This is a genomic window from Bacillus sp. UNC41MFS5, assembly GCF_000686805.1.
This window is the reverse complement of sequence record NZ_KK366018.1, coordinates 277,572-302,367: the sequence shown is the minus strand read 5'-3', so window position 1 is coordinate 302,367 and position 24,796 is coordinate 277,572. Positions and strand designations below refer to the sequence as shown.

At 37.6% G+C, this 24,796-nt stretch carries 26 protein-coding genes; 22 read left to right on the top strand and 4 right to left on the bottom strand.

Annotated elements, in window-relative coordinates:
* The first annotated feature begins 107 nt into the window (after nt 1-107).
* Both pepF and BR30_RS34520 read left to right on the top strand, forming a co-directional pair.
* A complete protein-coding gene (pepF, locus tag BR30_RS0125095) occupies nt 108-1,895 on the top strand; it encodes an oligoendopeptidase F (protein ID WP_026567411.1) in 1,788 nt (595 codons plus the stop codon).
* A gap of 132 nt (nt 1,896-2,027) precedes the next feature.
* Nucleotides 2,028-3,206, top strand: coding sequence for a CapA family protein (locus BR30_RS34520; RefSeq protein ID WP_035446107.1), 1,179 nt, complete (start codon nt 2,028-2,030; stop codon nt 3,204-3,206).
* Nucleotides 3,207-3,240: 34 nt separating this feature from the next.
* On the opposite strand, the gene BR30_RS0125085 is transcribed toward BR30_RS34520, so the two are convergent.
* On the bottom strand, nt 3,241-4,761 hold the full coding sequence (locus BR30_RS0125085) for a glycosyltransferase family 2 protein (protein WP_026567410.1): 1,521 nt from the start codon (nt 4,759-4,761) through the stop codon (nt 3,241-3,243).
* Between the two features lie 231 nt (nt 4,762-4,992).
* Here BR30_RS0125085 and BR30_RS0125080 point away from each other — a divergent pair, with 231 nt between their 5' ends.
* From BR30_RS0125080 to BR30_RS0125060, 5 genes are read left to right on the top strand one after another with little or no spacing between them, the layout of a single operon-like run.
* Nucleotides 4,993-5,907, top strand: coding sequence for a hypothetical protein (locus BR30_RS0125080; protein ID WP_026567409.1), 915 nt, complete (start codon nt 4,993-4,995; stop codon nt 5,905-5,907).
* 29 nt (nt 5,908-5,936) lie between these two features.
* Nucleotides 5,937-6,572 carry a DUF4129 domain-containing protein gene (locus BR30_RS0125075; protein ID WP_026567408.1) on the top strand — a complete coding sequence of 212 codons (636 nt, stop codon included), beginning with the start codon at nt 5,937-5,939 and terminating at the stop codon, nt 6,570-6,572.
* Complete coding sequence (locus BR30_RS0125070; RefSeq protein WP_026567407.1) at nt 6,572-7,693, top strand: DUF4350 domain-containing protein; 1,122 nt, start codon at nt 6,572-6,574, stop codon at nt 7,691-7,693. Before BR30_RS0125075 ends, BR30_RS0125070 begins: the two co-directional genes overlap by 1 nt.
* A complete protein-coding gene (locus BR30_RS0125065) occupies nt 7,690-8,619 on the top strand; it encodes an AAA family ATPase (RefSeq protein ID WP_026567406.1) in 930 nt (309 codons plus the stop codon). The genes BR30_RS0125070 and BR30_RS0125065 overlap by 4 nt, the downstream gene beginning before the upstream one ends.
* Nucleotides 8,570-9,928, top strand: coding sequence for a DUF58 domain-containing protein (locus BR30_RS0125060; RefSeq protein WP_051633772.1), 1,359 nt, complete (start codon nt 8,570-8,572; stop codon nt 9,926-9,928). Before BR30_RS0125065 ends, BR30_RS0125060 begins: the two co-directional genes overlap by 50 nt.
* Here BR30_RS0125060 and BR30_RS0125055 read toward each other — a convergent pair.
* Nucleotides 9,906-10,880 carry a stage II sporulation protein M gene (locus BR30_RS0125055; protein ID WP_026567404.1) on the bottom strand — a complete coding sequence of 325 codons (975 nt, stop codon included), beginning with the start codon at nt 10,878-10,880 and terminating at the stop codon, nt 9,906-9,908. The genes BR30_RS0125060 and BR30_RS0125055 overlap by 23 nt on opposite strands.
* A gap of 110 nt (nt 10,881-10,990) precedes the next feature.
* Here BR30_RS0125055 and BR30_RS0125050 point away from each other — a divergent pair, with 110 nt between their 5' ends.
* From BR30_RS0125050 to BR30_RS0125040, 3 genes are all read left to right on the top strand, one after another.
* Nucleotides 10,991-11,794: an RDD family protein gene (locus tag BR30_RS0125050; RefSeq protein ID WP_026567403.1), complete on the top strand. Its 804-nt coding sequence runs from the start codon at nt 10,991-10,993 to the stop codon at nt 11,792-11,794.
* A gap of 242 nt (nt 11,795-12,036) precedes the next feature.
* Nucleotides 12,037-12,420 carry a hypothetical protein gene (locus BR30_RS0125045; RefSeq protein ID WP_231507805.1) on the top strand — a complete coding sequence of 128 codons (384 nt, stop codon included), beginning with the start codon at nt 12,037-12,039 and terminating at the stop codon, nt 12,418-12,420.
* Nucleotides 12,410-12,904, top strand: a complete 495-nt coding sequence (locus BR30_RS0125040) for an aminodeoxychorismate lyase (RefSeq protein WP_026567401.1) — start codon at nt 12,410-12,412, stop codon at nt 12,902-12,904. Before BR30_RS0125045 ends, BR30_RS0125040 begins: the two co-directional genes overlap by 11 nt.
* Nucleotides 12,905-12,951: 47 nt before the next feature.
* Here BR30_RS0125040 and BR30_RS0125035 read toward each other — a convergent pair whose 3' ends face one another.
* The gene (locus BR30_RS0125035; RefSeq protein WP_026567400.1) at nt 12,952-13,206 is read right to left on the bottom strand and encodes a DUF2533 family protein; all 255 of its coding nucleotides are present in this window, start codon (nt 13,204-13,206) and stop codon (nt 12,952-12,954) included.
* Between the two features lie 237 nt (nt 13,207-13,443).
* Here BR30_RS0125035 and BR30_RS0125030 point away from each other — a divergent pair, with 237 nt between their 5' ends.
* The 9 genes from BR30_RS0125030 to rpiA all read left to right on the top strand — a co-directional run bounded on the left by BR30_RS0125030 (nt 13,444) and on the right by rpiA (nt 21,453).
* Entirely contained in the window at nt 13,444-14,361 is a 918-nt protein-coding gene (locus tag BR30_RS0125030) for a cation diffusion facilitator family transporter (protein ID WP_026567399.1), read from the top strand.
* A 332-nt stretch (nt 14,362-14,693) separates the two neighbouring features.
* On the top strand, nt 14,694-15,545 hold the full coding sequence (locus BR30_RS0125020; RefSeq protein WP_026567398.1) for a Cof-type HAD-IIB family hydrolase: 852 nt from the start codon (nt 14,694-14,696) through the stop codon (nt 15,543-15,545).
* A gap of 59 nt (nt 15,546-15,604) precedes the next feature.
* Nucleotides 15,605-16,825, top strand: coding sequence for a sugar efflux transporter (locus BR30_RS0125015; protein ID WP_026567397.1), 1,221 nt, complete (start codon nt 15,605-15,607; stop codon nt 16,823-16,825).
* A gap of 214 nt (nt 16,826-17,039) precedes the next feature.
* On the top strand, nt 17,040-17,861 hold the full coding sequence (locus tag BR30_RS0125010) for a DUF4405 domain-containing protein (protein ID WP_026567396.1): 822 nt from the start codon (nt 17,040-17,042) through the stop codon (nt 17,859-17,861).
* Between the two features lie 364 nt (nt 17,862-18,225).
* Entirely contained in the window at nt 18,226-18,624 is a 399-nt protein-coding gene (locus BR30_RS0125005) for a DoxX family protein (RefSeq protein ID WP_026567395.1), read from the top strand.
* Between the two features lie 129 nt (nt 18,625-18,753).
* Nucleotides 18,754-19,692, top strand: a complete 939-nt coding sequence (locus BR30_RS0125000) for a ring-cleaving dioxygenase (RefSeq protein WP_026567394.1) — start codon at nt 18,754-18,756, stop codon at nt 19,690-19,692.
* Between the two features lie 23 nt (nt 19,693-19,715).
* On the top strand, nt 19,716-20,324 hold the full coding sequence (locus BR30_RS0124995; RefSeq protein ID WP_026567393.1) for a flavin reductase family protein: 609 nt from the start codon (nt 19,716-19,718) through the stop codon (nt 20,322-20,324).
* Between the two features lie 275 nt (nt 20,325-20,599).
* A complete protein-coding gene (locus BR30_RS38925; RefSeq protein WP_155928827.1) occupies nt 20,600-20,713 on the top strand; it encodes a BA3454 family stress response protein in 114 nt (37 codons plus the stop codon).
* A 71-nt stretch (nt 20,714-20,784) separates the two neighbouring features.
* Nucleotides 20,785-21,453, top strand: a complete 669-nt coding sequence (gene rpiA / locus BR30_RS0124990) for a ribose-5-phosphate isomerase RpiA (protein ID WP_026567392.1) — start codon at nt 20,785-20,787, stop codon at nt 21,451-21,453.
* Here the strand turns inward: rpiA and BR30_RS38920 are convergent.
* A complete protein-coding gene (locus tag BR30_RS38920) occupies nt 21,382-21,570 on the bottom strand; it encodes a hypothetical protein (RefSeq protein WP_442852997.1) in 189 nt (62 codons plus the stop codon). The genes rpiA and BR30_RS38920 overlap by 72 nt on opposite strands.
* Between BR30_RS38920 and zwf the strand changes: the two genes are divergently transcribed.
* The 3 genes from zwf (at nt 21,494) to fsa (ending at nt 24,731) form a co-directional block, all read left to right on the top strand.
* Nucleotides 21,494-22,996, top strand: coding sequence for a glucose-6-phosphate dehydrogenase (zwf, locus tag BR30_RS0124985; RefSeq protein WP_026567391.1), 1,503 nt, complete (start codon nt 21,494-21,496; stop codon nt 22,994-22,996). The genes BR30_RS38920 and zwf overlap by 77 nt on opposite strands.
* Before the next feature lie 146 nt (nt 22,997-23,142).
* Nucleotides 23,143-24,036, top strand: a complete 894-nt coding sequence (gnd, locus tag BR30_RS0124980) for a phosphogluconate dehydrogenase (NAD(+)-dependent, decarboxylating) (RefSeq protein ID WP_026567390.1) — start codon at nt 23,143-23,145, stop codon at nt 24,034-24,036.
* Between the two features lie 35 nt (nt 24,037-24,071).
* Complete coding sequence (gene fsa, locus BR30_RS0124975; protein WP_026567389.1) at nt 24,072-24,731, top strand: fructose-6-phosphate aldolase; 660 nt, start codon at nt 24,072-24,074, stop codon at nt 24,729-24,731.
* Nucleotides 24,732-24,796 lie beyond the last annotated feature (65 nt).

The following is a 24,796-nucleotide window of genomic DNA, read 5'->3' as shown; positions in this document are numbered from 1 at the left end:
GGTGGCCTGTTTTTCTTATGTTTTTTGGTTTGTTATAGGAATTCTGGAATATATTGATTATGATAAGAGTATAAATACGGTTTACATAGAAGGGAGCGGATATATAAATGGTGACCTATACCAATAGAAATGAAGTACCCACGCATGAAAAGTGGAATTTAGACGATATTTATTCCGATATGAGTAAATGGGAAGAGGATCTTCTTAGTATAGAAGAAATGGCAAAAAACCTGAAACAATATGATGGAACGATTCAGGATGGCCACTCATTGTATCAATACCTTATTCAACGAGAAGAATTATCTTTTATTTTTAACAAGGTTTATGCTTATGCGATGTTGAGTGTGGATCAAAATACAAGGGATACCCAAGCACAGTCCCACTTAGATCGAGCGAAACAGCTAAGTGTAAAAGTCAGTGCTTCGACCTCTTTCTTTATGCCTTATTTATTAAGCCTAGATGAAGAAACATTATCAGGATACATAAAATCAGAAAAGAAGCTGGATTACTTTGAAGAGGACTTATGGGAGTCCTTCCGTTACAAGCAACATGTATTAACTAAAGAACAAGAAGCTGTCCTTTCCCAGTTAGGGGAAGCCCTCTCGGCTCCAGGGAATATTTTTGGCATGATCAATAACGCAGATATTAAATTCGGGGAAGTAACCAGTGAAAACGGGGAACGTGTGGAATTAACGAGGGGAATGTACTCCAAATTAATTGAAGAAACAGACCGTGAAAAACGAAGAGAAGCATACAAGGCATATTATCAGCCCTACTTGCAGTTAAAAAATTCGATTGCAGCTACACTCTCAGCTGCCATTAAAAATAATGTGACTACGGCTAAAATACGTCAATACCCTTCCGCGTTGGAAAAATCCCTGTTTGGGGATAACGTACCAAAAGAGGTCTATGAGAATTTAATCAAAACAACGAAACAAAATATTCAGCCGCTTCATCAATATTCACGGATTCGCAAGGAAAAATTGAATCTGGATGAACTTCGTCAATATGATATGAGTGTCCCGCTTGTTAGCGGCGTGAAGCAAGTCATTTCTTATGAGGAAGCTTATGATACCATGTGCAAAGCTTTAGCACCACTTGGTGAGGACTATGTGAATATCCTGAAGGAGTTTAAAGAAGCACGGTATCTAGATGTTAGAGAAACACCAGGGAAGCGGTCAGGTGCCTATAATCTTGGAGTGTACGGTGTCCATCCCTATATCCTATTAAATCATCAAGATGATTTAGATAGTTTATTCACGTTGGTCCATGAATGCGGGCATGGTGTCCACAGCCGATTAAGTTCCCAGCATCAACCGCAAATCACTGCCAGGTACAGCATTTTTGTGGCAGAAGTGGCATCAACGGTAAATGAAGTGTTGTTAATTAACTACTTATTAAACAATGAGAAAAACCCTGATGTACGGAAGCATTTAGTGAATCATTTCATTGATCAATTTAAGGGGACTTTTTTTACCCAAGTCATGTTTTCTGAGTTTGAGATGAAGACCCATGAAATGGCTGAAAAAGGAATGCCGCTGAATGTGGAAGTATTTAACCAAACTTATGAGACATTATTCCGAGAATATAATGGGGAGGAAGTTGTCTTCGATGAAGAAGTAAAATTTGGCTGGTCAAGAATCCCTCATTTTTACCGCCCATTCTATGTTTATAAGTATGCAACGGGATTTGCGTCCGCGATTCACTTGGCCACGAAGATTCTTGAAGGGGACCAAGAAACATTATCTTCCTATTTAGAATTCTTAAAGAGCGGCAGTTCGGACTATCCACTTGAATTGTTAAAGAAGACCGGCGTCGATCTTACGACACCATCCCCAATTGAAAACTCACTTAAACGTTTTGGTGAATTAGTAGAGGAATTCTCACGTATATAGAAATAATCCACCCTTTAAGACCCATGACTTTCTTCTTCTGAAGATGGCCGTGGGTATATTTTTTTATAGTGTAATAGATGAACTCATTGTAAAATAAGGAAAGTTAAGTAAATAAAAGGGGTCATTTGGATTATGGAGAGTAGAAAAGACAAAAAACGAGGACGGAAGAAATCATTTCTCCCCATTCTCATTCTTGTAGTCGTGTTGCTGATTGCTGGAGGTTATTATTTGAACAGCAGTATGAAGAAAGAGAATTCTGCTGCGAAAATATCCAAGCATAATGAAAAAACGGTTGAAAAGGTAAAAAAAGAGGTAATTAAGGAAGAAATTAAGCCAGAACCCGTCAAGGAAACAGCGATTAAAATTAGTGCAGCTGGGGATTTTACACTTGGGTCAGACGAATCGTTTAATTATAGTAGTTCATTCATCAAGGCAGCTGATGACAATGGACTGCGGTATTTTGTCAAAGGCTTGGATAATATTTTTGTAAATGATGATTTTACAACGGTCAATTTGGAAACAACATTAACAAATGCGACCCAAAAAGCAGTGAAAACATTTCGCTTTAAAGGAGATCCATCTTATGCGGAAATTCTAAAATTGGGTGGAATTGAGGCTGTTAATTTAGCCAACAATCATATCCATGATTACCTGGATAAAGGCTATCAGGATACAATGACATCTCTGGACAAGGAGAACATTGGTTATTTTGGGTATGATCATAAATTTATTACAACCGTAAAAGATACGAAGATTGGTGCCCTAGGGTATGAGGGTTGGTCGGATACACAAGAAATACGCAGTCAAGTGGAGAAAGATATTAAAGAGCTGCGAGCGCAAGGAGCGCAGATCATTCTCGTACATTATCATTGGGGCAGTGAACGCCATTATGTCCCTGACAGTTCGCAACAGTCGTTGGCCCGGTTTACGATCGATCATGGTGCAGACCTTATTCTTGGTCACCACCCACATGTGGTCCAAGGAATTGAAGAATATAAAGGGAAATTTATTGTATATAGTCTCGGCAACTTTATGTTTGGTGGAAATAGCAACCCAAGTGACAAGGATACCTTTGTTTTTCAGCAAACCTTTCATTTGAAAGATGGAGTTCTATCTAATGTGAAAGAAATCAATGTTGTTCCATTTTCAATTTCTTCGGTTTCCTCAAGGAATGATTATCGACCAACATTATTAACCGGTTCAGAAAAGAAAAGAGTTAAGCAAAAAATTATTGATGGTTCCAACAAAATCAAGGGCTCTGATTGGTTGGTATATGAAAATAATGACCAGGTTGTAAAATCAGAAAACTGAATGTTCAAAAAAAGGGACAGTCACTCACTGTCCCTTATTTTATAGAAGAAATTTTTAAGCCGATGTTTGAGAAGATAGTATCGTAAAAAGTATATTCCCGGTTTTTATATTGATATTTATTCTTGCTTTGATTAGGTTTTCTGATGTTAATTTTCAAGTAATCATTAAAGCGTAAAAAAATGGAGTAATTTTCTGCCGGCAACTGGCTTAATAGCTCTAAATCCAGTTCTAATGTTCCATTCCCGCTTTCATCTAAGCTTACGGGAAGGGAAGATTCAAGCAAGGCATTCTTTGAATCCCGAATCAGTCCGTGTGTAAGTGTATCAAGATGATCTCCAAACACCTTAAATTTAAGATAATATTTATCCTTATCCAAGAATTCTTCCTTCAACTCAGAATGCATGGGTATGCGCATATATTTATATTTGTCCTCTAAGAACGGAACAACCACGTAGGGGAGATGATCTTTGATCATGACATCTTTTATTTTCTGCTGCTTTTCCCAGGCGAAAAGAGTTTCAAGGTCTTTATAATTCTTATCACGAAATAAGTGATAAACGACTTTGTTCATTGGATGGAAAAATTCCTCTGAAAACTCATAATCTAATTTCTTTGTTGTCTTTAACACTTGGTTGAACTTATAATAATAGACGCGCTTCAACCTCGTTTTTTGAAAATGTGGTGTATTAAAAAATCTCGTAATCGAATCAAATTCATAGAGTCGGTTTAAAACCATTTTCTGTTTTTCTATATCCAATTCTTTTTTTATAATATGATTAATCACTTTGAGATTACAATTGGTCTTTTGGATAATATTGGTTTGATTTGTTAGTCGAGTATCTTGGTTATCTAACCGATTTAAATAATAAATTGGTTCCACTGTCGTTGAAATTGTTTGGCAATGAGTCAGTACATCAATAAAAAATTGCTTGTCTTCTGCAAATTTCATTTCGGGAAATAAAATTTGTTTGTCTTTTATGATGCTCGTTTTGATCATGCGTGCTCGTGGTCCTAAATGATGAAATATATGTGGAATTGATATGGGTGATACACTTCGTCTTTCTTTACAAGATTCATGTTCACCGACTATAGACATCCCTTTTGGTGTAACCTGTATAGTTTTCCCTACTGCATAATCATCGCCGGTTTCTGTTAAGATGGACGATAATACTTCCAAGCCGTTAGGTTCAAGCCAATCATCAGCATCTAGGAACGAAATATAATTAGAGCGCGCCAATTGGATTCCGATATTTCGGGGGCGGCCAGGTGTGCCCGAATTTTTTTTCAAGAAAACAACAATGATGTTCGCGTATTTCGCAGAGTATTCTAATAGGATTTCTCTAGAGGAGTCTGAGGAACAATCATCGATTAATATATACTCGATTTGATCCATGCCGAGTGATTGATTAACAACCGAATTGATGGTTTTTCTTAGTGATTTTTCCGCGTTATAAACGGGGGTAATGACAGAAACCATTGTCGGTTTCCTTTCAATGGTTAGTTTTTGATCAACGATAAAGTAATCCTTTGTGTTTTTATTCCATATCCACCCCATGTTTTTTCACCTCAACCTTCTGTCCATTCTAGTACCTTTCATTCATTAATATGTAAAAAACTCCAAACCATTATTTATCTTTGGACAAAATATCGAATCTTATTCGAAAATTAACTCACCTCTTAGTAAAGTAATCCATAATTTCCGTTCATTTACATCTTTTTACACTAAATATATCTGAATAATGATAAAATAGGCATATTCATAATGATATTTAGGAGGGTTTCAACGTTGGATAAAAAGTTTTCAACACCAAAAGGATTTGGAGAAATACTTGACCATACCTTTCACCTAACAAAAAACCGCTTTAAGGACTTTTTCATGATATTACTGATCTTTATGGGTCCTGTTTACTTAGTTCAAGCAATCCTGCAACTCAGTTCTGGAACTAGTTTTTTTAGAGAAGTTGGCAGCGGCGGGGAGTGGTTTGAGCAAATTCTTACCAGTTTTGAAGAGACAGGAACATTTGATACCGGCAACTTGGGTGCAGACATTGGCTTAATCATCATTGGTATAGTAAGTGCGATCTTGGCACCTGTCGCCGAGGCAGCCATTCTCTTTACCATCAATCATGTCCGCCGAAATGAAGAATATACGGTGGGGTCAGTCATTAAAGAGGCCTTTTCCCGATTTTGGCCAATTATCGGCAGCAGTATTTTATTTGGCCTAATTACCGTAGGGATTATCATTCTTCCAATCGCAATTGTCGCATTCACAGGGGCTGTAGTTGCGACCTCAGTAAATCCGGTTGGAGGAATTCTGCTAGGAGTGGTCCTGTTTCTCTGCTTTACCGTTCTCGTAGGACTATTGTTAACCCGATGGAGCTTTTATTTTGGTTCTGTTGTCCTTGATAAAGTTTCCCCAGGTTTGGGAAGAAGTTGGAGATTAACTAGGAAGCGTACATGGGTATTGCTGGGACTTTATATCGTCTTTTATTTAATTATTTCTTGTGTTAGTTTTGGTGTTCAAATGACTTTGGGCATGGTTTTGGGCAATAGTGTGTTGCTAACATTGATTTCAAACTTTGTCACCTTAGTGACGACTATGATTTTCTCTGTGGGCTATGGGGTTATGTATATGGATGCCAAGACTCGACATGATGCAGACGATTTAAAAGAAATGATAGAAGAATTCAAAACAATTTAATAAATAACCTATTATGTTTGGTGATGATTATGTTCAATACAGACAAGGCACGAGGTGACCTTGAAGAAATATTAAAAAGAAAAGAATATACAGTTTATTACGAATCAAAAGGATTATTTGCCACCTGGTGGGATAAAGCAAAAGAATGGATTGCCACGCAACTGGAGAAATTGTTTCCAGCCATCGATTCCGCTAGCAGGGTGTCAGGCACCATTCTTATTGCGATCATAGTATTAATTGTTTTTTTACTTGTAATAGCTGCTTTTTTTGTGATTCGAAATATGAGACGCAACCAGGTCCTTCGCAAACAAAAACCGCTTCAATCGAGGAGGGAAATGAATTGGACGTCGCAAAGACATTTGGAAGAGGCAGAAAAGCATGTGAGGATAGAGGACTTTACGTTATCTACCCGCCATTTGTTTTTAGCATTGCTTCTTTCCCTTCATGAAAAAGGATTGCTTGAGGCAAGAATTTGGAAAACAAATTGGGACTATTATGATGAACTAAGGAAAGTAGATCAGGTCATAGCAGAACAATTTTTTCAGTTTGCACAACTTTTTGAAGAAGTGGCCTACGGGGAACGCACTGTGATGAAAGAGGAGTATTTGCAATTCCATCATGAAGTATGGAAGGTACTAGGAGATTTAAGGGAGGAGAATAGTTGATGAAATCTCTTTCCAACATGCGTAACTGGATAGGGCTGTCCATCCTGCTTAGTTTATTTTTGGTCTTTAGTTATTTAAGTTCTACCCCGAAGCCGCAGTATTATCCAGATTACGAGTCCGAGTCACCTGCTCCTAATGGAGTGAAAGCATTTTATACATATACCAAAAAGGAAAATAAAGGAAAACTCTGGAGGCATTCACCAGATTTACTGTCATCCGGATTAGATCAGCAATTGCTTATTATGGTCGAACCGTCTATTAGTTTTGAAAAGGAAGAGATAAAGGCTTACATCAATTATATGAAAGCCGGCAATACCATTTTATTGTTGCAAACCAATCCACAAGGTATGTTTGACATCAAAACGACTGCAACGAATTCAAGTGAGTCATTGAGAGTAAACACGCAGGACGGAACATCTTTTCGTGCACAAGTAAATACAAACCTACGATTGCAATCTAGAAAGGGAGATAGGGTATTACTTTCTGACCAGGATGGTCCGATAGCGGTTAAACGATCGATTGGAAAAGGCCAATTAATAGTTGGAATTACCCCTGAGTGGATGACGAATGGGAATCTCTTAAAGAAGGATCATTTACCTCTGCTATTGTACCTTTTCAATCAAGAAAAATCAGATTCCCTTCTGTTTGACGAATACATTCATGGAGAAGAGAATGCCTCTTCCGTTTGGAACGTGTACCCAATGTGGTTTTTAGTTCTTGTTATACAAATGATTCTATTACTCATTCTCTGGCTTTGGGCGAAAGGAAAGCGATTTGGACCTATTTTCGTCCCAAGGGAAGAGTCGGTTCGATTTAGTGATGAAGGTTTGAAAGCACTTGCTGCTTGGTACCTTCGCGGGAAACGGTATCATGATTCCATCAGCATCCAAGCAGACTTTGTCAAGATGCTTCTTCAAGAACGATGGCAGATTCCCTATCATAGAGAATGGCAGGAACTGATGAGTAATATTGAGAAAAAGTGGACTCGATTGCCTGCTAGTGAGATCCACTCATTTATATTAGGTTTGGTCCACATTCTAGAAAAAAAAACAATCACAAAACAAGAATACTTATTATGGTCAAAAAAGCTTGAGCAATTAAGGAGAGAGATGGAAGAATGAATACAGAATTAACATCCTTTTTGAATAAATATGAAGAGCGGATTTTAGGACAAAGTCTAAATCTTAAATTATTATTATCTGCTGTATTAGCTGGTGGGCATGTTCTATTAGAAGGAGTGCCTGGCACTGGGAAAACACAGATGGTGCGTACACTTGCAAATTTATTAGGAGGAACCTTTAATAGAATCCAATTTACCCCCGACTTATTGCCAAGTGATATTACAGGGAGCACGATTTACAATATGAAGGAGAGCAACTTCCAAACGCTAAAGGGGCCGATTTTTACTAATATCCTATTAGCAGATGAAATTAACCGGACCCCTGCAAAGACACAGGCCGCCCTGTTAGAAGCAATGGAAGAAAAACAGGTGACCATCCAAGGGGAATCATATCTATTACCCGATGTGTTTTTTGTGGTAGCCACCCAAAACCCGATTGAATTTGAAGGGACCTACCCACTTCCCGAAGCACAGCAGGATCGTTTTCTCTTTAAGTTAAATATTGAATTTCCAAGCTTTGAGGAAGAAAAAATGATCTTAAAACAAGTCATTGAGAACAGATTTGATGAATACCTAGTTTCAGCCATCCTAGATATGGACGAGTTTTTAAGAATTAGAAGAGACATTGAAAAAGTTACGGTGAGTGAAAGTGTATTAGATTATATGTTGAAAATTGTCAGGCAAACTCGTAAAGCAGAAGCAATCCGGTTCGGGGCTAGCACAAGAGCAGGAATTTCGATTGGCAAGGCCGCGCAAGCGTGGGCCTACCTCTCAGGCAGGGATTACGTCACACCTGACGATATCAAAATGGTTGCCAAGCCAGCCCTACGCCACCGTATTCAGATATCGCCGCATGTAGAATTGGAGGGAGCAACCGTTGACCAAATTATTGAAGAGCTGGTGGGCTCGGTTCCTGTTCCGAGATAGAGGAGTTTTACCAACTAAACGATTATTGCTGGTTTTCCTCATTCTATCCCTAGTTTTAGGTATTAGTACCTTATGGAAAATCTCATGGGAGTTTGTCTTTACAGTAGATCTCATTTTATTTTTGGTAAGTCTGCTAGACTTGTTTTTTTCACCTTCAAAAAAACAGCTTTCCTTTCAACGAACCATCCCTGCGGAATTAGAAAGAGGAATGACCTATCCGGTAACGATTGAGGTTCAGAATGCTTCTACCTATCCTTTCTCATACCGTATGGTGGACGGCTTACCACAGTCTTTTGTAAGGCCGTTTCCAATTTTCGGCTCAATCCCGAGGGAAGCAAGCGTGAATGTTACTTATGAAACCATTGCAATTAATAGAGGCATGTATGAGGTTAATAGGTTTTATCTTCGTTATTCGAGTTTGCTTGGTTTATGGGAAAAGCAAGTGACTGTTGAATTACGGGATGAAATAAAAGTTATTCCAGATTTAACGGAAACCAAACAGTATTTAGAAAGTGCACAGAAGTATTTGGCATACGAAGGGTTAAAGATACGGAGACAGCGCAGCGGAGTTGGTGATTTTGCCAAAATTAGAAATTATGTGGTGGGAGATGATCCCCGTAAAATCAACTGGCGTCAAACCGCAAAGCTCCGTGAAGTAATGACGAATGAATATGAACCAGAGCATGGAAAGTATATTACCATCTTAATTGATTGCGGAAGAATGATGGGGGCAGAATTATCGAAGGGGAATCGTTTAGAAAAAGCGTTGGAAGCAGCCTTGACTGTAGCAGCCGCAGCTCTCCAAAAGGGGGATTATGTGTCTGTTCTTGCCTTTTCAAAGGATATAAAAGTCTTTGTACCGCCTGCGAAAGGGATGGCACATCTGCAGACCATTCTTCAAGCGATTTATTCAGTAAATGTGGATGCAGCTGAGTCAAATTATGCTGCTGTGTTGCATTACCTGGAAACGGTCCAAAAGAAACGAAGTCTGCTGTTATTATTAAGTGATGTGCGTACCTTCCTGCACGAGGAAAGTGCTCTTATCCTCTTAAAACGGCTCCGACAACGGCATTTATTTTTGATGATAGGTATTGAAGATCAGACACTATTAAATAAAGTGAAAAAGGAGCCGAATACGGTCCAAGCATCGATGCAAAAAAGTATTGCCCAGCAGCAAATTCTTTTTAAGAAAAGGGAAAAGAACAAGTGGGAAAAACAAGGCCTCGTTATGATTGAGGCCCGTGAGGAGAAATTAGCGATTACCGCCGTTTCACATTATATTGACCTTATGAATCAGAATCTATTATAGCTTTCTTGAGTTTTATCTTGCCAATCGCTACATAAAGAATCAGTCCGATCACGGTTAAGAAAGCAACGATGTACTTTGCTTCTAATGAAATATCTGCCGGAGTAATAAACCCTTCAATGATGCCGGCAATGACAAACAAAGGAATTGTACCGAGCAGGAGTTGAACGGATCTTATTGCTTGCTGCTTTAATTGATAACTCCTTGAATATTGTCCTGGAACAAACAGCTTATAGCCCATTAGAAGACCTGCGCCACCGGCAATAAAAATCGCCGTCAGCTCAATCATTCCATGGGGAACGATGTACGCCCAAAAATCATACGATTTTTCGTGATGCCAAAACAGGGCAGCAAGCGCTCCAATAATGATGCCATTGTAGACCATTAAATAAACCGTTACGAGCCCAAAGGTGATGCCTCCAGCAAAAGCAAAGATGGCTACTTTAATATTATTTGTCATGATGCTCGCCGACATGAGGGAGGAGTCTACCGCTTCATGACCCTTCCCGAGTTGGTCTGGGTCCACACCTTTGGCTATTTCCGCGGGGAGAATAGAATAGATATGTAATGGATCATTCATGACGGATAAAAAGCTTCCAAAACCGCCAATGAGAAATAAGATCATCGCAGCTATGACAAACTTCCATTGTTCAAGCAATAGACCAATAAATTTTTGGCTAAAAAAATAACGAATTTGCTTGAAGCTAGAGACTTGGTCTTTGTACAAAAGATTATGTGATTTCGCCACAAGTCCGTTCAAATAATTGGTGACTTCATCATGAGGAAAATAGGTCTGACTGTAGGAGAGATTCTGGGCTGCTTTTTGATAGAGTCGATGGTAGTGTGTAATTTGTTCTCCTGTAATGGCAAGTCTGCGCTTACTCATGGTTGCCACAAATTGTTCTAGCTGTTTCCATTCGTCTCGATGCATTTTGACAAATTGTTTTACATTCATTTTGACACCTACTTTTTGGGGCTAGGAAAATAAGTCTTTATTCTTCTTAATTATAGTAATATTGTAGAAAAATAGAAATAGAAATTATCATCTTGAGATGGGAGAAACATATGAATGAAGATCATTTAGATATAAAAACACCTGAATTTGTTTCCATTCAGTTTCAGATTGCTGGTTTAGGCAGCAGGTCGGCTGCCTTTATTATCGACCAGTTGCTTTTAATGGCGTTTAATATTTTGTCGTTGATTCTCCTTTTTTTCGTTTTAGATGGTATGTCTAAAATGGAATTTATTTTCATTGGGAATTCACTGCCTATTGCGATAACGATTATTGCGTTGTTTCTCGTTAATACAGGCTACTTTTTTGTGTATGAGTTTTTTTCTGGCGGAAGAACACTTGGGAAGAAGTTAATGGGAATTCGTGTCATTCAAGAGAATGGTCACAGCATCACATTGCTTTCCAGCTTTATCCGTAATTTGATTCGTATAATCGATTCCTTGCCGACAGCTTACTTTCTCGGAATTATTATGATTTTTTTTCATTCGAAACATAAACGGCTTGGCGATCTTGTTGCTGGAACGATTGTCGTTCATGAGCGTAGGGCAAAACAGAAAAAGAAACAATCTCGGTTAGAAATTGAAATAGACAGCAGAGGTCTTTCAAAAAATGAACTTATGATTGATGAATGGACATTGAAATCATTAGGGATAAAAGAATGGAAATTGGTCAAAACATATGCAAATCGGTTTCTACAAATCACAATAGACGAAAGAAATCAACTGACGGAACAAATCGCAGAGTTATTATTTCCGAAAGTCGGATTGGACTCAGCAGGGAAAACGACTGCTGAATTAGAAAACAACCTGCTAGTGCTTTATTTAGTACTTCGCGAGGAATGGGAGTTTGAACTGTAAGAACGAGTATTAAACAGGTAGAAAGCAATGCAATAGCTGCATTGCTTTTATTTATATTTTCATTGGTGTTTCAATTAGCTCCAAGTGCATTTCTATGAAGTAATTTTATAGAATTAAAGGTTCGATTTGTAAAATCCGTCCGACTTGTGTCTCATTTAGTCGGTTTTTATCGAAAAATTTATCTTTACGATGTATAATAGGTAATTGTGGATTGCTGTGTGTTAATTAAGGAGGAAACTAATATGATGGAATGGACAATAATTCTGTTAATTGCGATATCTGCTGTATTGCTAATCGTTTCAATGGCATCGAATCGTAAAGTAGAAAAACAAAAACAAAAAGAAATTGATTTGGTTCATGTTGCTGTAATGAAAGATATCAATAACGTACAAGAGCAAATTCGTAGTCTTGAACTAGATATTGAAGTGGTCACCAAGGAAGCAGGCATTCAGCTGACTCCGGAAGAAGTTATTTTCAAACGCGAAGTACTAGATTTATATAAACGGAAATATTCAATTGAGACCATTGCACAGAAAAAACAAGTTTCAGAGAATGAAATTCAACAATTTCTAGCTCCGTATCTAGCTGCAAAGGATGAAAGGAGCAAATTAGTCCATGAAATTTAATGTAGTGAGCAGCTTTGCGGCCGGAATTCTTCTAGCTACGACCATTTGTGGTGCTGTTTACTTTACTGAAGATCCTGTGGTCACAAAAGCAGCCGCCAAACCAACCAAAACTGAGCAGAAAACAGTCGCTCAACCAACTGAAACTGAGATGAAGGACAAACTTCTTGCTGCTGGTTATGTTGTACAACCAAAGGCAGAATATGATAAAACGCTTGAAGCAGCAAAAAAAGCCGCTTCCACCGCTTCCACGGCTACTAATGGTTCCCAAAAGATTGCCTACCGATCAGTTATTTCCGTTACACAAGGGATGACGAGCATCGATGTCGGCAGAATGCTTGTAAAATCAAAAATCGTACCTGATGCCTTTAAATTCTCACAAGATGTAGAGAAAAAAGGTGTCGAGAAAAATTTGCGCCCAGGTACATTCGTGGTTGATACAGAAATGACCTATGATCAAATTATCGCAACCATTTTTAAAAAGTAATAAAACAAAGACGGACAGTATGATTAGATACTGTCCGTTTTGTTATATTATTTGCTTTTTTTCACAAATTCTTGAACCATTTCGCTCGTAACGAATTCTCGTGTCGGGATAAAGCGCAGGTTGATTTTATTTATACTATTTGTTACTGCGTTTATTTTATCAGTGGAAAAGGCTAGGCCTTGTTTACATAACTCAATCGCTTCTTCGATATATTCTTCACGTTGTTGATCGAGCGCTAAAAATTGTTGATAGGTTTCATGCTGATTTGCCGCATGTTTAATTAAATCTTTATGTACACTCATGATTTCACTCCTTAAATATAAACTTATCTAATCATACCACAATTAAATGCGGAAGAGACGGATGTATTAATAATAGTAGATAGAGCTACCTTGCAGCTGTCGTGTACGCATGGCAGTTCCTAAACACAAATAATCTAGAAATTTATAAGTATAATACTAGATTTACTCGAATATATTTCTCTTATTAGATTGAATGATAGATTTGAATAAAAATTTAACCCTGGCAAAGGAGATACTATGGGGCACAATCACACTCATCACAACCAAAATAAAAAAGCATTGATGATCGCTTTTCTCATTATTACCGTTTTTATGGTTTTAGAGTACATTGGAGGGACTTTGACAAATAGTCTAGCACTTCTATCTGATGCTGGGCATATGTTAAGTGATTCCATTTCCTTGGGAGTGGGATTACTAGCTCTTATTTTAGGAAAAAGGGCAGTGAGCGAGAGTAAAACATTTGGTTATCAGCGATTGGAAATCTTATCAGCTTTATTTAATGGGGTTCTATTAATTATTATTTCAATTTTAATCATGTGGGAGTCATTTCAACGTTTTACTGAACCACAGGTAATTTCCGGTACGGGTATGCTTTTGATATCTAGTATCGGCGCGTTGGTAAATATAATTGTTGCTTGGATTATGCATCAATCAGAAACTAGCGAAAACATTAACATGAGAGCTGCCTTTTTACATGTGATCGGTGATTTATTGGGTTCCGTTAGTGCTATAATTGCTTCCTTACTGATTATGTATTTTGGCTGGACCATTGCCGATCCAATAACTAGTTTAATTGTTTCCTTATTAATTTTAAAGAGCGGGATTGGGATTACCAACGATGCCATTCACATGCTGATGGAAGGTAAACCAGCGAACTTAGATATTGAAAAAGTGCGAGAAACATTACTTCAAATTCCAGGTGTGGTAAGTATGCATGATTTTCATGTGTGGAGTATCACATCAAATTTCCCATCGATCAGCTGTCACTTGGTGATTTCAGATAATAACCACGACTCGATTTTAAAGAATGCATTAAGAGAATTACACGATACTTTTGATTTGGAACATGCAACCATCCAAGTGGAAAGTGTTAATGCCGATTTGGACCAATATGAACATAATCGTTGTAATCATTTTGTAGGGAAAGGATTTTGACCGAGTTGAAGAAAAATTTGAACAGGGCCACCAATCATTCTTAAAGATAATAAACAAATATCATTAATTTGTTTAATAATGAACAAATCGTGTTCATTTAACAATTGTAAACATCCAATTTATATTTATAATTATGTATAGAAGAAAATAATGATTTTTGATACAGGATTGTTACTGGTATGCAGGCAAAACCTAAATGGATTGTTACTGTTTATTCAGGCAAAACCTAAATCGCTAAAATTTGACTTTTTACGTCTTTAATTTTAGTGGTTTAGGTTTTTCTTTTTTTTATAATTTCAATATTAATTTTTTTCAGAGGAGAGAAAATACTTATGAAACTTATTGCACTTGATTTGGACGGAACAACCCTAAATTCAAATAAAGAAATTAGTAAAGAAAACATCCGTGCTATTAAAAGAGCTCAACAACAAGGACATATCGTTATGGCATTATCTGGACGACCACTGAAATCGATTCATGCAGAATTGGCTAAATACGACTTAGACTGTCCCGTTGGCGGGAATAACGGAACAGCTTTGTTTGCTGATGGGGAATTAATTGAGTTAACATCTTTGGCTCAAGCTCAAAGCAATAAAATTGTCTTTGAGCTTGAGAAGGAATTTATGCCCTATAATTTCTCTACTAATAAAGGAACATTTGGACTTAAAAATTGGAACGAACGTTATGAAAAAGTTTTATCATCAGGACGAATACCAGAAGAATACTTCGAGAATAAACACTATAAAATGTTCACGACACCTCCTTGGGAATACGGACATACCTTATTTGAAAATTTTGAAGATATAATTAATGATAAAGAAATCACGATACAAAAATTCTTGATATTAGGACTTGATCCAGAGCAGAAACTACGTCTGAAGATGGTTTTGGAATCTATCGAACAAACCTATGTTACATCCTCATCCCCGTTTAATCTTGAAGTCATGCACATTAATGGAAATAAAGGGAACGGTCTTAAAGTAATGGCTCGCTATTTCCAAATACCATTAGAAGACACAGTGGCCATTGGAGATGAAAACAATGATATCCCGATGTTTAAGGCAGCCGGGTTATCTATCGCAATGGGAAATGCAGAGGAAGAAGTCAAAAAACATAGTGATCTTGTTACTTTAACCAATGATGAACATGGCGTGGCATACGCAATTGAAAAATATATTTTATAAGTTAACTAGAATCTGTTGTTTCGGAGCATGATTTTGTAAGGTCAAAGGAGGATTTTCAGTTGTATTTACGGTTAAAAAACCTGTTTACAATCCAAGGATATAGTTTATTCGTCATTTGTATGCTGCTGGTCGGTATCGGAATTTCTATTACAATGCCGTATTTATCCTTGTATTCTACAGAAGAGTTTGGAATGAGTACGGGAGCCTTTGGCGTGTTTATGGCCGTAAGTTCATTAAGCGGCGTGGTAGTAAACTCGCTGATCGCTAAACGTTCGGATCACGGGCTGGACCGAAGATGGATTATTATTTCAGCTATGGTCTCATCTGCTTTGGGCTATGCTTCGTACTTAGTGTTTGATAACTTCATTTTTCTGCTGATTGCTGTCACATTTTTTAATGGATTAGGGGCTGCTGCCATGCCGCAAATCTACGCTAGTGCACAGGAATCCGCAAATGAAAGCAAGTCCGATGATAAGACGTTTGCAATGTCTACATTACGATCACTTGTATCCCTTGGATTTCTAATCGGTCCATTAGGTGGGACATTCATTATAGGTCTCTATGGATACAAAGGACTCTTTCTAGGGACAACTGCCATCTTTATTATCATTGCATCACTTGTATTCCTATTTTTGCAAAAACGAAAAGTGGTTTTAAGCAATACTGGAGAAAGTAAAAGTACAGGAACTTCCATAATCAAAAGTAAGCTGATCAGGCATTCTTTTCTCGCTTTTATCCTTCTGTTTGCAGTGAATGCGATTAACTTTATTAACACGCCGTTATTTATTGTGAATGAACTCCATGGTACACATACTGATGTCGGATTGGTAGTTAGTATTTGTGCTGGTTTGGAAATTCCCATTATGCTTGTGCTGGGCGCTCTGAGCAGAAAAATTTCAAACAAATCTCTGATGATGATTGGCTGTTTTATTGCTGTTATCTATTTCACGATCTTAAGTGTGTCGACCCAATCATGGCAGATTATCGTTGCTCAGCTTCTGCAGGCAACGTTTGTGGCAATTGTCATGGGTAATGGACTAAGCTATTTCACGGATTTACTGCCCGATTCACCGGGAATGTCCGCAACTATTTATTCCAACGGATCCACGATTGGAAGGTTAGTGGGTAATCTGGGTGGCGGTATCATCGCCCAGTTTGCAGGTTTTCGTCATGTTAATTGGGTGTGTCTGGCACTAGTGATTTTCGCGTTTTTAATCCTATTGAGAATAAGACCACATCAGGAAATGAAAGTACCCGCAGGACATTCTCAGTCCGTGTAGGAGCAATTTTATATTAAATATTAGCCAAAAGACCCCAAACAAAAAATCCCCTCGAAAAGGGGATTTTTTGTTTTTTGAAGATGTCAGTCTAACAATAAACACCTGAGCAATAAATGAAAATATAGGAACGAATTAAAATTAAGGTTAACTTAAGATTCACCGATTAAAATGGGAAACAGTTAAGGGTATTGTTTGAATTTGGAGGTATTAATATATGAAAAAGAATTTTACAAAAATTATACTGGATTTGATGCTGGCCATCACTTTTGTGTTGCTAATGAATCCAAGAGTATTTGACGGTTTACCGTTTCATGAAATCGCTGGTCTGATCATAGGAGTAGCTATTCTATTCCATATCGGATTGAACTATCGATGGGTGGTAACTACAACTAAAAAGATTCTTGACCCCAAACTTCCCAAAAAAACGCGATTCAGTTTTCTGTTAAATATCCTACTATTAATTTCGATGGCTGCTGTCATTGTAACTGGTATATTAATTTCGAGAGTGGTTCTTCCAGGTCTTGCCATTGAAGGTAATCACACTATTCGGGAACTCCATGGTTTCTCTGCTGATGCTACACTTGCATTAGTCGGTCTTCATGTTGGAGTCCATTGGCAATGGGTAATGAGTATCTGTAAACGAGCGTTTAAATCGAAGGAAGGGAAAATTAGGAGGGGTGTAATTGTACCAGTAATTTTATCAATAGCCATTTTAGCTGGTGGAATTCAATGGTTTTCCGCGACAACTTCTTCAAATACTGGTGATTTTAAACAGGAACAAATGCAACAGAGTAGGCAGTCATCGAATGCGAACACAGGGAACACAACAAATACACAGCAAGACCCACCTAGCGGAGATGTTCGTGAAGGAAAATTCCATGGAAAAGAGGGACATGGTGGTACCAGCAACCCGTTTCTCGTTGTATTAAACTATTTTGCAATTTGGGCAGCAATTATCATTCCTACTTATTTTCTCGAAAAGCGAATCTTAAGAAATAAAAGGAAATCAAGAGATTTAAAACCTCAAGTATCATGATAACTTATAAATACACATTTAGATGAAGAAGTACTTTTAAACAGGAAAGGCTGCTGAAATAGCGGTCTTTTCTAAGTGTATTAACGGATGCTGAATATGTAATAAGTACAATGAAAATTCGTTTTAATAATTGAAACAATAAAATAAAAAAGGTTATTGACAAAAATTATTATAAGTATTAATATTATCTCATATTCAAGATATTTAACTTCAAGATTTATTAGGAGGTGAAACGGGTTATTAAGACGAAATGCCTGTCCAGATGATTGCCAAGTCATATTTTGAATAAAGTAAGAAGTAAAGTTTAACTTTTTTTACACTAATATCTCGAATTCGAGATAAAAACATTTAGGAGGATATTAAGATGATAAATATTGGTTTATTAATCATTCGTTTAGTAATTGGTGTTTTATTCATTGGTCACGGTGCTCAAAAATTGTTTGGTTGGTTTGGTGGTTATGGTTTAAAAGGTACAGGAGGCTGGTTTGAATCCATTGGTATGAAACCCGGGGTAACCATGGCTCTTTTCGCAGGATTAGCAGAACTTATTGGAGGACTTTTGTTTGCTTTAGGACTATTAACACCACTTGCAGGAATAATAATTGCAGGGACCATGGTAATGGCGATCGTTAAAGTGCATGCTCCAAACGGCTTATGGTCAACAGCTAATGGATATGAATATAACCTAACTCTACTTGCAGTTGCTATTGGAATAGCTTTAATCGGTCCGGGTCAATATGCATTGGATGCATTTTTATTCTAAAATACCTTGAAGTGAAGATTCTTGAATTTGGATGAATTTTGTGAGACTTTAAAATCTTAAGGAAGAACAAAATAAGGTATCAATGTTCTTGATTAAACTATAATTAATATGAAGAAGGAGAGATGAAAAATGAGCAAAAAGACAATGGGTATTCACCACATCACTGCAATTGTCGGTCATCCGCAAGAAAATGTAGATTTCTACGCAGGAGTATTGGGTTTACGTTTAGTCAAGCAAACAGTTAATTTTGATGATCCAGGTACTTATCACCTTTATTTCGGGAATGAAGGTGGAAAGCCAGGAACAATTATTACATTTTTTCCATGGGCAGGTGCTCGTCAAGGAATTATCGGTGACGGTCAAGTAGGAGTCACAGCCTATGTTGTTCCTAAAGGTGCCATGGGATTTTGGGAACAAAGATTAGAAAAGTTCAATGTTCCTTTTACTAAAATGGAACGCTTCGGAGAGCAATATTTAGAATTTGATGACCCACATGGGCTTCACTTGGAAATTGTAGAAAGAGAAGAAGGGGAAGTCAATTCATGGACCTTTGGAGGGGTGTCACCGGATGTTGCAATAAAAGGTTTTGGTGGAGCAACGCTATTATCTACACAACCGGACAAAACAGCAGAATTGTTAGAAAAAGTAATGGGTCTTGATTTTATCGGAAAAGAAGGAGATTTCGCTCGGTATCGTTCCACTGCTGATATTGGAAACGTTATTGACCTTAAATTAACTACGATTGGACACGGGCAAATGGGTGTAGGCACAGTTCACCACATTGCATGGCGAGCTATTGATGATCAAGACCAATTGGATTGGCAAAAGTATGTGGCGTCAAATGGATATGGTGTCACTCCTGTAAAAGACAGAAATTATTTCAATGCTATTTACTTCAGGGAACATGGGGAAATTTTATTTGAAATTGCAACTGATCCTCCAGGTTTCGCGCATGACGAATCACAGGAGACAATGGGTAAAAAGTTGATGTTACCTGAACCGTATGAAGCACAAAGAGCACAAATTGAACGAGGTTTGCTTCCATTTGATGTAAGAGTACTAGACTGATTTTACGAAAGGGAATGATATCTTTGCTTTCGATTGATCCAGCCTCCATGTCTGAAAGAGAAAATTATAAATTTCTAATAGGAAGTATTATACCTAGGCCAATTGCTTTCGTTACAACGAGTTCAAAAGAAGGCGTTCTGAATGGTGCGCCATTTAGTTATTTTAATATCGTCTCATCCAATCCCCCGATGATTTCATTATCTATTCAGCGCTCAGCGGGGAGACAGAAGGATACAGCTAGAAACATCATCGAATCTAAGGAATTTGTCATTCATATTGTTGACGAACTTAATGTTGATAAAATTAATAAAACAGCTGCAAATCTTCCTCCTGATAAAAGTGAAATAGATTTAGCTAAATTAACTCCATTAGACAGTGTTAAGATTTCTGTTCCTGGCGTAAAAGAAGCGAAAATTCGAATGGAATGCACATTACAGCATTCCTTAGAATTAGGAGGTTTGGATACACCAGGATGTGATTTTATTATAGGAAAAGTTGTTCAATTTCATGTTGAAAATGATATTTATGAAAATGGAAGGATAGATCCAAGGGGCTTAGCAGCAGTAAGCAGGCTGGCTGGAAATAATTATGCGAAAATCGGTGAGATTTTTGAAATAGAAAGACCTAAATAACTCCGCTATAAAATTTCATTATTCATGTTCGTAAAGAGTTTAAAATATCTGACTAATAATTTAGCCAATCGACAATGATCGATTGGTTTTTTATATTTATTTTTTGAGGTGAGCTTAGAACGATATAGGTTTGGCAGAGTGGTATTTAAATTTATCTTTAATTTGAGATACTTTACTTGACGACATTAGAAATTAAGATTTATTATGGTTACATAAAGTTACCGAGGTTAATAAAGATAACCTCAATTATTCACAAATAATAAATTGATTAGGAAGTGAACACTAAGATCGAAGTACCTGTGACACTATATTTTAAGGGACGAAATTATCAAACGAATGTATTTGCAAGAAAGGACACTCCTGAAACACAAATCTTTCAGAAGGAATAGGAACAAGTTGCAAAACAATGGACAAATTATTAATGGAGAAATCCCAACTTTAGATGAAGGGAGATAAAGCCTTGAATGAAAAGAAAGAAGTTGGAGAAAAAGCTCTTGAATATGTGAAAGACGGCATGGTTGTTGGTCTCGGTACAGGTACTACTGTATTTTATACCATCACTAAGCTTGGTCAGTTAGTCAAGCAGGGACTTTCTATTAAAGGAGTTCCTACTTCTGAACAAACGAAACAATTAGCGATAAAACTTGGCATACCACTTGTGTCATTCAATGAAATTGAGCAAATTGATGTCACGATTGATGGAGCAGATGAGGTAGATCTTGAGTTAAATCTCATTAAAGGCGGCGGAGGTGCTCTTTTAAGAGAGAAAATAATCGCGAATGCAGCTAATAATTTCATTGTCGTTGCTGACTCTGATAAAAATGTAGATACATTAGGAACTTTTCCATTGCCGATAGAAGTGGTTCCATTTGGTTACGAAATGACAGTAAAACATATCCGGGAACTCGGAGGCAGTCCGAAGCTGAGACAAATGGATGGGACCCCTTATCTAACAGATAACGGTAACTATATTATAGACAGCAGTTTTCAAGAAATTACAAATCCAGGAGAGTTAGAGAAAAACTTGAACCACATACCAGGTGTAGTTGATAACGGATTATTTGTAGGAATGGCAGATATTGTTATTACTATAATAGATAAAAAGCTTGCAACGAAAGTCCGAAGCTAGAAAATGGGAGAAATCAGAATACGAACATGGGGGATTAATAATGGAGTCAATGACGTTTGTCTTATTTGGAGCAACTGGGGATTTAGCAAAGAGAAAGATTTTCCCAGCTTTATACAACTTGTATGTTGATCAAAAGTTACCGCAGTCCATCTCTATTATTGGGCTCGGTAGAGGAGACCTTTCTCATTCAGATTTTCAAGAAAAAGTGAAAGACTCCATATTAGATTTTTCACGCCGCTTAGAACATGAGGCAGCAAATCTGGGGGGATTTTTAGAATATTTCCGCTACAGTAGATTGGATGTAAACCGTAAAGATGATTATCAACAACTGCTTCAATTAGTGAAGCAGCGGGAAGCAGATCTTGATATAGAAGAAAATCGTATGTTTTATCTTTCAGTGGCACCAGAATTTTTTGACATGATTGCCTTAAACATAAAAAATAGCGGTCTTGGTCAGACAACTGGCTGGAAACGATTAATCATTGAAAAGCCCTTTGGTCATGACCTCCAATCTGCACGGGAACTCAATAAAAAACTTAGCCGTGCTTTTGAGGAAGAGGAAATTTACCGAATCGACCATTACTTAGGCAAACAAATGGTTCAGAACCTGGAAGCCTTGGCTTTTGCAAACCCCCTACTTCAGTCGGTTTGGAATAATGAGCATATTGCAAATGTCCAAATAACTGCGAGTGAAACCGTTGGGGTTGAGAAGAGGGCGGGTTATTACGACCAAGCAGGAGCAATCCGTGATATGGTTCAAAACCATATGCTGCAAATTTTGATGATGACAGCCATGGATAAGCCTGAAAAAATTAACGCAACGGAAATTAGACATGAGAAGCGGAAGGTCATGGAGTCTCTTCGTTCTGTAAAAGAAGAAGATGTCCAGTATGAGATTGTCCGCGGTCAATACATTTCAGGGGAGGTTAATGATCAAAGAGTTCCAAGCTATAGAGAAGAGCCTGGAGTAAATCCTTCTTCTACGACTGATACATTTGTAGCTGTCCGTTTATGGATTGACAACCCATCCTGGACCGGGGTTCCCTTTTACATTCGGACAGGAAAAAGAATGAAGGAAAAATCAACACGGATTGTCATCGAATTTAAAAATAAGGAAAACAAGCAGTTTAAAAATAATCAAATCGATTCTAACTTATTGATTATCGAAATCAATCCGAATGAAAATATCTCCTTACAATTAAACAGCAAAAACCCATTGAATAATGGAAAGATAACGCCTATAAGGATTAATTTTTCAAATGATCAAATAGGATTGGGTGTACCTGAAGCGTATGAAAGACTTATCTATGACGCGGTTAACGGTGACTCTACTTTCTTTGCCCATTGGAAAGAAGTTGAATTGTCGTGGGAATGGGTTCAACCCATTCTGAATGCATTTGAGAAAAATTTAGTACCGCTCCATGAATATCAGTCAGGTTCATATGGGCCTCAAGCTTCTGATTCCTTGCTAGTGGAAAATGGCTTTAAATGGTGGCTTGATGAAAAACAGCAAGTAACAAAGGAAACTTTACTACACATCTAAGCTTCCATTGATCTATGTAATTACACATGATTGTGGGATTTGAAAGGAAAATTCCGTTGATCATGTTGTCCGTATTGCGAAAAGTATCTTATAACATTTATTAAATAAACAGAAAAAATTATTTTACAACATTGGAGGAGAACATAATGAAGGTAGGACTTATTGGTTTAGGAAAAATGGGGTTAAACTTAGGACAAAATATAATGGATCACCAGCATGAAGTGGTTGCATTTGATGTGAATCCAAGTGCAGTAGAAAATATGAAACAATTTGGAGCAACTGGTGTCTCCAGTTATAAAGAACTCATTCAGTCTTTGGAACATCCAAGAATTGTCTGGATCATGGTTCCTCATGGAGTAGTTGATTCAGTTATAAGTGAAATCATACCCTATTTGGAAAAAGGTGATATTGTCGTTGAAGCAGGAAATTCCCACTATAAAGAATCGATTCAACGATACAATGAATTAAAGGAAATTGGCGTGAGATTTATGGATGCAGGTACTTCAGGCGGTATGGAAGGTGCTCGAAATGGAGCTTGTTATATGATTGGCGGTGATCCAGAAGCCTGGGAGGTGGTTGAGCCCCTTTTCAAGGATACAGCTGTGGAAAATGGCTTCTTATATGCGGGCAAAGCAGGTAGTGGGCACTTCTTAAAAATGGTTCATAATGGAATTGAGTATGCCATGATGGCTGCGATTGGTGAAGGTTTTGAAGTTCTTGAGAAAAGTGAATTCGATTTTGATTATGAAAAGGTCGCACGTGTTTGGAATAATGGATCCGTTATTCGTTCATGGCTGATGGAATTAACAGAAAATGCATTCTCAAAATATCCAAATTTGGAAGAAATTAAAGGGATTATGCACTCCTCAGGTGAAGGAAAATGGACTGTAGAGGCAGCCTTAGACCTTAAAACAGCAACACCAGTCATTGCTATGTCATTACTAATGCGTTATCGCTCGCTTGAGGATGATACCTTTACCGGTAAGGTGGTAGCAGCACTTAGAAATGAATTTGGCGGACATACTGTCGAAAAGAACTAATAAATACTTTATAAAAAAATTGGAGGAAAACGATTATGAAATTCTTTATCGATACTGCAAATCTAGAAGAAATTAAAAAGGCTTATAAAATTGGTGTGTTATCTGGTGTTACAACTAACCCTTCATTAGTTGCTAAAGAAGGCGTGAAATTCGAAGATCGTATTGCAGAAATCTTAAATGCCGTTCCAGAAGTAGAGTCAGTTTCAGCCGAGGTAACACCTAATGCGTTAACTGCTGACCAAATGATTGCAGAAGCAGTTGAGCTTATTAAAATTAACGGCGGCGATAAGAATATTACCATCAAGCTTCCAATGACACTTGATGGTCTAGAGGCTTGCCGCTATTTAACTAAAAAAGGTGTAAAAACCAACGTTACCCTGATTTTTAGTGTGAACCAGGCATTGTTGGCAGCCCGGGCCGGAGCAACCTATGTTTCACCATTCTTAGGACGTTTAGATGATATTAATGAAGATGGGGTAGAACTGGTTGCAAAAATTGCCGAAATGTTCCGTGTTCAAAATCTAGATTCACAAATTATTGCCGCATCTGTACGTCATCCTGATCATGTAACCCGTGTAGCATTGGCTGGAGCTCATATTGCAACCATTCCTTTCAAGGTTATTGAGCAATTATCAAAACATCCATTAACAGACCAAGGACTTGAAAAATTTGCAGCTGACTGGAAAACTGTTTAAAAATTGCTGAATGGGCGTTATCTCAAAAAACGCCCTTACACATAACTTATATGAAGAGGTGCTAG